This window comes from Paenibacillus lacisoli (genome assembly GCF_030580655.1).
GTDB classification, from domain to species: Bacteria; Bacillota; Bacilli; order Paenibacillales; family Paenibacillaceae; genus Paenibacillus; species Paenibacillus lacisoli.
The window spans coordinates 38,213-45,859 of the sequence record NZ_JAUQTB010000021.1 but is presented as its reverse complement, the minus strand read 5'-3'; the positions used below and the strand labels follow the sequence as shown (position 1 = coordinate 45,859).

Annotated in this window: 5 protein-coding genes and 1 tRNA gene; all 6 read left to right on the top strand. The window is 48.8% G+C overall.

The window, feature by feature from the left end:
• Positions 1–84 precede the first annotated feature (84 nt).
• Positions 85–158, top strand: a tRNA-Gly gene (locus Q5741_RS20465).
• 649 nt (positions 159–807) lie between these two features.
• On the top strand, positions 808–3,606 hold the full coding sequence (gene ppc, locus Q5741_RS20460) for a phosphoenolpyruvate carboxylase (protein ID WP_305025967.1): 2,799 nt from the start codon (positions 808–810) through the stop codon (positions 3,604–3,606).
• A 155-nt stretch (positions 3,607–3,761) separates the two neighbouring features.
• Positions 3,762–4,328: an RNA polymerase sigma factor SigW gene (gene sigW, locus Q5741_RS20455; RefSeq protein ID WP_305025966.1), complete on the top strand. Its 567-nt coding sequence runs from the start codon at positions 3,762–3,764 to the stop codon at positions 4,326–4,328.
• A gap of 121 nt (positions 4,329–4,449) precedes the next feature.
• Positions 4,450–5,064 (top strand): zf-HC2 domain-containing protein, encoded by a 615-nt coding sequence (locus Q5741_RS20450; protein WP_305025965.1) that lies wholly within the window; start codon positions 4,450–4,452, stop codon positions 5,062–5,064.
• Positions 5,065–5,265: 201 nt separating this feature from the next.
• On the top strand, positions 5,266–6,096 hold the full coding sequence (gene cdaA / locus Q5741_RS20445) for a diadenylate cyclase CdaA (RefSeq protein WP_305025964.1): 831 nt from the start codon (positions 5,266–5,268) through the stop codon (positions 6,094–6,096).
• Positions 6,093–7,625, top strand: coding sequence for a CdaR family protein (locus Q5741_RS20440; RefSeq protein ID WP_305025963.1), 1,533 nt, complete (start codon positions 6,093–6,095; stop codon positions 7,623–7,625). The genes cdaA and Q5741_RS20440 overlap by 4 nt, the downstream gene beginning before the upstream one ends.
• Positions 7,626–7,647 lie beyond the last annotated feature (22 nt).

The following is a 7,647-nucleotide window of genomic DNA, read 5'->3' as shown; positions in this document are numbered from 1 at the left end:
GGGATGTAGCTCAGCTTGGTAGAGCACCTGGTTTGGGACCAGGGGGTCGCATGTTCAAATCGTGTCATCCCGACCATGTAAGATGCGGGTGTAGTTCAATGGTAGAACTCCAGCCTTCCAAGCTGGTAGCGTGGGTTCGATTCCCATCACCCGCTCCATATGATTATCGAAGCCGAAAGGCTTTTTTTTATTGTTCTTTTCCGCTGTATCAATGTTTTCATTTTATTAGGCCCTCATTTATCCTCTATTGCTGCCTACAAACTTTAGAATACGGTCAGAGCAATCGGCAAACTAATTGATCCATCTAGAACGTTATCCCACCTGAGAACAAGACTAAAGCTCCACAGATCTTCAGTGAATCTACTCACACGTTTTCCCCAGACTGTGCATACGCTGATATCCTCAATGCTTTTTGCAGTGAGGAATGTCGTGCTCTATCCCCGATTGTGATTAAGATGTGGAAAAGCTTATACTTACCAACATATTTTCATGATTAAGTGCAGAGCATAATCTCTGACTTACAATCTATCCACACCCTCTTTGTCATCATGGCACAATGATCTTTTTTTCCTTTAATCAATCTGTTAATAACTTTAATAAACAATTACATATTTCCTTAGTTGATACAAAATCTTCATAATTATTATTATTTTTTTGCTGTATAGCATTAATTGGTAGCAAAAAATGTGGATAATTCGGTCTTATTTTCTGAGAAAAGTAAGGATTTTCGTGTCAGATTATTGTATGATGTTATGAAGATGTTAAATATTTGTGAATGAATGGATCGGAACAGACGGGAGGATAGGCATGACTGAACAGATGATAGCCGCTACGACGAAAGGGAATTCCAACAACAATCTGCTGCGGCGGGATGTACGCTTTCTTGGTAATATTCTTGGAGAGGTGCTTGTTCGTCAAGGTGGGAAAGAGCTTCTTGATATCGTGGAGCGAATCCGCGAAACCAGCAAGTCGCTGCGTGTAGAACTGGTGCCCGAACTTTTTGATGACTTCAAACAAATGATCAATGAGCTGGGGCCCGAGATTCGACATCAGGTCATTCGCGCTTTTGCTATTTACTTTCAGTTGGTCAACATCGCAGAGCAGAACCACCGTATTCGGAGAAAACGGGATTACGAGCGTTCTGCAGGTGAGACCATCCAGCCTGGATCAATCGAGAGCTCTATTCAGGAGTTGAAGAACCGCGGCTTCTCCTATGAGGAAGTCGAAGGAATCCTGAGTGAAATGTCATTGGAACTAGTGATGACGGCTCACCCTACCGAGGCTATGCGCCGTGTTATTCTGGACATCCACAAACGGATTGCCGAGGACATGACACAGCTGGATAATCCGGCACTGACGCTCAGAGAGCGTGAGCAGCTGGGTGAGAAGCTCCTGAACGAGGTGACTACGCTGTGGCAGACTGATGAGCTGCGTGATCGCAAGCCTACCGTTCTTGATGAAGTCCGCAATGGAATGTACTATTTCCACGAAACCCTGTTCCATGTTCTGCCTGATGTCTATCAGGAACTGGAGCGTTCACTTCTTAAATATTATCCGGACCGCCGCTGGCATGTACCGACCTTCCTTCGTTTTGGTTCCTGGATTGGAGGAGACCGGGACGGTAATCCTTCGGTAACAGCCAATGTCACCTGGGAAACACTCGAGATGCAGCGCAAGCTCGCAGTCAGAGAGTACCAGCGCATTATGCTTGAATTGATGAACTCGCTCAGCTTCAGCACGAGCATTGTTAAAGTTTCGGATGAACTTCTCAGCTCCATTGAAGAAGACCGTAAACATGTAACGCTGAAGAAGCTGGAGATCTGGCGAAATGATAAAGAGCCTTACCGCATCAAGCTGGCTTACATGCTGGCCAAGTTGAACAACATTCTGAACGCCGACAAAAAGGGTACACCGGAGAGTTATGTCTCTCCGAACGATCTGATTCATGATCTGCAGATTATTGACCGCAGCTTGAGAACCCATTATGCAGACAGCGTTGCAGATACCTATGTTCAGCGTATGATTCGTCAGGTAGAGCTGTTTGGCTTCCATACCGCAGCCCTTGACGTACGCCAGCACAGCCAGGAGCACGAGAAGGCGATGGCTGAGATTTTGTCCAAGATGAATATCGTACCTGACTATGCCGGGTTATCCGAGGAAGACAAAATCAATCTGCTGGAACAGCTGCTTAACGATCCTCGTCCGATTACTTCGCCGTATCATAAATACAGTGACAGTACCCGGGAGTGTCTGGACGTATACCGCACGATTTATCTGGCACAAGAAGAGTTCGGTGAACAGTGCATCACCAGCTATCTGATCAGTATGGCCGAAGGCGCAAGCGATGTGCTGGAGGTTATGGTGTTCGCCAAAGAAGTAGGCTTGTTCCGTAAAGACAAGGACGGCAAAGTCATCTCAACCCTTCAATCGGTACCGTTATTCGAGACCATTGATGATCTGCATGAAGCCCCGGGAATTCTAAGAACCCTGTTTAAGCTTCCGGTATACCGTGAGTCTGTCGCTTCCAGAAACGGCCTCCAGGAAATTATGCTGGGCTATTCCGACAGCAACAAGGACGGCGGAGTGGTAACAGCGAACTGGGAGCTGCGCCTTGCGATGAATGAACTGACAGAGGTTGCGAATCAAGAAGGAATCAAGCTGAAGTTCTTCCATGGACGCGGCGGTGCACTTGGACGCGGCGGTATGACCCTGAACCGCAGTATTCTTGCCCAGCCTGCCCACACCATCGGTGGAGGCATCAAGATTACAGAGCAGGGTGAGGTTCTCTCCTCACGGTATTCGCTGAAAGGGATTGCTTACCGCAGTCTTGAGCAGGCTGCTTCGGCTCTTGTCACAGCTGCAATGCATAATCGCACAGGCGAGTCTGAAATTATTGATCCGGAGTGGGACCGCATTGTGGCGGAAATCTCAGAGGTTTCGCTGCACAAGTATCAGGATCTGATATTCCGTGATCCGGATTTCCTGAGCTTCTTCAAGGAATCTACGCCACTTCCGGAAGTAGGTGAGCTGAATATCGGCTCCCGTCCTTCCAAACGGAAGAACAGCGACCGCTTTGAAGACTTGCGCGCCATCCCGTGGGTATTTGCATGGACACAGAGCCGTTATTTGCTGCCAGCCTGGTATGCGGCAGGCACAGGCCTGCAGAGCTTCTATCAGAATAATGAAGAACGTTTAGAGACACTGCAGGATATGTACACGAACTTCCCATTCTTCCGTACACTGATCGATACGCTTCAGATGGCAATCGCCAAAGCGGATCTGCTGATCGCTCAGCAGTATGCAGGTATGACAGCCAATGAGGAAGCACGCCAGCGTATTTTTGGCGAGATTGAGAAGGAATTCAGATTGACGTCTGATTTGATCCTCAAAATAACAAAACAGAACGAAATTTTGGATAACGTACCTGTCATTCAGGAGTCAATTCGTCTCCGGAATCCGTACGTCGATCCACTGAGTTATCTGCAGGTTCAGCTTCTGAGTGAACTGCGTGCGTTGAGAAATGAGAATGCTGATGATGCTGAGCTTCTTCGCGAAGTGCTGCTGACCATCAACGGAATCGCTGCCGGCCTGCGTAACACAGGTTGATTCATGTCCGATTAAGAAAAGGGCACCCTCAGGGGTGCCTTCTTTTGTTGCTGATAAAACTTCCGCTTCTTCTTGATTTTTACAGGAACATGCTTTACGATACGAATGTTATACTAAATTTTATGTGCCCATCAGCAAGTCTGGGGGAATAAATGGTGGACAATTTGGAAAGCCGCTTAGTTAAACTGGTCCTAAAAGGAGACCAACGTGCCTTCGCGGAGCTCGTAGAACTGTACAAAGATAAAATATTTCACCTTGCGTACCGGATGCTGAACAACCGTCATGAGGCGGAGGATATGGTTCAGGAGACGTTTTTACGTGTGTACCGAAACCTGGAGAAATACGATCACACTCAGAAGTTCTCTACCTGGATTTATCGTATTGGCACCAATCTGTGCATTGACCGCTTGCGGCGCCGTAAGCCGACCTACTCTCTGGATGCTGAGATGAACGACCAGGAAGGTATGGACGGTTATTCTCTGCTGCCCAGTGATGACCGTACACCGGAGACCGAAGCGCTGCTGTCAGAGACACAGGGGACGATCCGGGATGCGATGGAGAGTCTGCCTGACAAGTATAAGACCATTATGATTCTGCGATATTTGCAGGACCTGTCGCTGCAGGAGATCAGTGATGTTCTGGACATGCCGGTCACAACGATCAAGACACGGGTACATAGAGGGCGTGAATTTCTGCGCAAGAAGCTGGAAAATAAAGTTTAGCCTATTCGTAAAAAATGTTGAAACATATTGCGCGATGAAGCGTATTGAATGAAGCAAGGTATTGTTTCGTGTCCGTATCGTCGTTCAGAATTACAGAGATTTCAAGAAAGGATTGGCTCATATGGATTGCAAACAGGCCGTCTCGTTGATGCATGACTATTTGGATGGCGATGCCTCTGCTCATGAGAAGCTGGAGCTTCAGAATCATCTGCAGGGCTGCGCTGAATGCCGCATGAAGTTTAAGGAATTGGAACAGACAGATATGCTGCTCTATGCCATTAGACACACGGCACCTACTGCATCAGATGAGCTGACTGCTCGTATAATGAATGCCCTGCCTCAGCCGAAGAAACAGATGGCATGGCTGAAGTGGATCAAGAAGCATCCTGCGATTACGGCAGCTGCTTTGTTTTTGGTATTTATGTTCTTCGGTACTCTTAATTTCTGGAGTCAGGACAGTCAGCTGATTGTGAGGGGCACCGATCTGGACCAGGTAGTCATCAAGGGAGATACCGTCATTGTACCAGCAGATAAATCCATTGCCGGTGATTTGACCGTCGAGAACGGAAAGGCACAGGTATATGGCAGTGTTAACGGAAATGTGACCGTCATTGACGGATCCTTATATCAGGCGTCTACGGCACATATTTCGGGACAAGTGAAAAGCATCGATCAGGCGATGGATTGGGTATGGTACAAAATCTCGAATCTTTTCTCGGATGTAGCTTATCGGTAGCCCAGAGAGCAAAGTCAGGACGTCTCTTTTCGCAGGAAAAGGGGCGTTTTTTTAATATCTGCTAAACTGGATTGGGATAGTTACCCATGGGAGCGGGATGCGGCTTGCAACTGCGTCAGGTTCGTTATAACCTAGATATGATAGAACATACTACATACGTAAAGAAAACCCATCGACGGCATGGGATGCGGGGGCGCGCTTATGGATTACTTTACGGACTTAACATGGAAAGAGTCCATTAAGGATATTATCGATATTCTCATTGTTACCTATATCATTTATCAGATTATTCTGCTGGTGCGCGGAACAAGGGCGGTTCAGCTCCTTAAAGGGATCCTGTTCCTGGTCGTAATCTGGGCGCTGAGTACTTGGTTTGATCTGTATACGCTCAAGTGGCTAATGAACCAGATGTTCACCTTTGGTGTGCTGGCGATCTTTATTATTTTTCAGCCCGAACTGCGGAGGGGTCTTGAACAGCTGGGACGCGGCAAATTATTCGGGCGTTCCTCGGTGGATGATGAGGAACTTAATAAGTTAATCGGCGAAGTGATTAAGGCTGTGAACTATTTATCCCGCCGCAAGATCGGGGCTCTGATCGTCTTTGAACGTGAAACCGGGCTTAACGAGTATACAGGCACAGGGATTGCTACCCGTTCGGTGATCAGTTCGGAGCTGTTGATTAATATCTTTATTCCCAATACGCCGCTGCATGACGGTGCAGTAATAATACAAGGACAGCAGATTTCGGCTGCGGCTTGCTATCTGCCTCTCTCGGAGAACCCTTTTATCAGTAAAGAGCTGGGGACACGCCACCGGGCAGCTATAGGTATTAGTGAGGTGGGGGACGCCGTATCGATCGTTGTCTCCGAAGAGACAGGACAAATCTCATTGGCCCTGAATGGACAGGTCGTCCGGGATATTAAAGAAGAATCTCTGATTTCCAAATTATATGAAGAGTTAAGGCCGGCTTCGTCCCTCAAAGATAAGCGCAGTTCGTTCTGGAGACGGAAAGGGGACGGCACAAAAAAATGATGGACAAATGGATTAATAATAACACGATATCGAAGGTGCTCGCACTGGCGATTGGTGTGCTGCTGTGGGGAATGGTTCATCTGGATGATGTGTCCACGACGCCAGTCCCGACGGCAGCTTATGATACGAAGGCAATTCCGAATGTTAAAATTCAGACACATGGGCTGGATGAGGATAAATATGTATTAAGTGCGATGGAGACAGACCGGGTAAGGCTGGAGGTACGTGGACAGCGCTCGGATCTGACTTCATTTTTTACAGACGATTACCGGGTAGAACTGGATCTGAGCCAGGCACAGCCGGGAACGAATACGTATCCGCTTGTTCCGGATCTGCCGGACGGTGTGAAGCTCGTATCGATGGAACCTTCTATGGTAACTGCTACGATCGAGGAGAAGAGCACCAAGGCATTCACACCCGTGATTATAACCAAAGGGGTGCCTTCAGATGGCTACCAGCTGGGGACTCCAGTCATTGATGGTTCACCGAGGGTAAAGGTCACGCTGCCGAAGAGTCAGCTGGATGAAGTTCAGCAGATTCAGGGCGTGGTGGATGTCTCAGGAGCGGAAGAGGATGTCACACTCAAAAAAGTGAAGCTGAAGGCGTACGATAAGGAAGGGCATGAGCTGAGCGGTGCAGTTATTGAACCTCCCGTGGTAACCGCCCGGGTGCCCGTAACGAAGGGATATGTCTCACTTCCGGTTAAAGTAAACTATACAGGCAAGCTGCCTGATGGATTAGTGCTATCCAAAGTGGTACCGAATGTCGACGTAGCTGCTGTCTATGCCAAGCAGTCTGATTTGTCCTCACTGGGTGCTTATGTTCCGGTTACGCTGGACCTTGGGAAAATCAAAGAGGCAGGAACAACGACGGTAGAGGCAGATCTGCAGGCGCCGGGAGGTGCTGAACGGGTTGAGCCGGCGGCAGTTAAGCTTGAGGTGACGGTGTCACCGGAGGCCGATGTGCAGAGCAGTGAGGAAGTCATCACGGGCGTGCCTGTAACACTTAAAGGAGCAAGCAGTCGTCTGGATGCAGCCATTAGTTCTCCATCCGATGCCCGGATTGACGTGACCGTTACGGCGCCGGCTGATATGCTTCGTGATCTGGGCCCGGAGGATGTCTCCGCTGTAGCCAACATATCAGGTCTGGAAGCGGGCCAGCATCAGGTACCGGTAACGGTAACCCTGCCCGAGTATGTAACCCTTGCAGGTAAAGATACCTCTCCATCGGTAACGGTCACGATCAAGGAGAAAAGCTCGTCAGCTGCTGCAGCCAAGCCCGATCAGGGTGGCACGGGCTCGACAGGGAACACCAACAGCAGCACGGAGAATGGAAATAAACCGAATACAGATAGTCCGCCTAAGGACGATCCCACCTCCGGTCAGCAGGAGAACAGCGGGGAGCCATCAACAACGACGCCAGAGACTCCTGCAGATCCTGCAGCCGGAGACGGTACAGATTCAGGCAGCGGGTCGACGGGGAATGAAGGCAGCTCTGAACCCAGCGGCACTGGCGGAGGAAGCCCATAATCTTATATGATGGACGAGATTG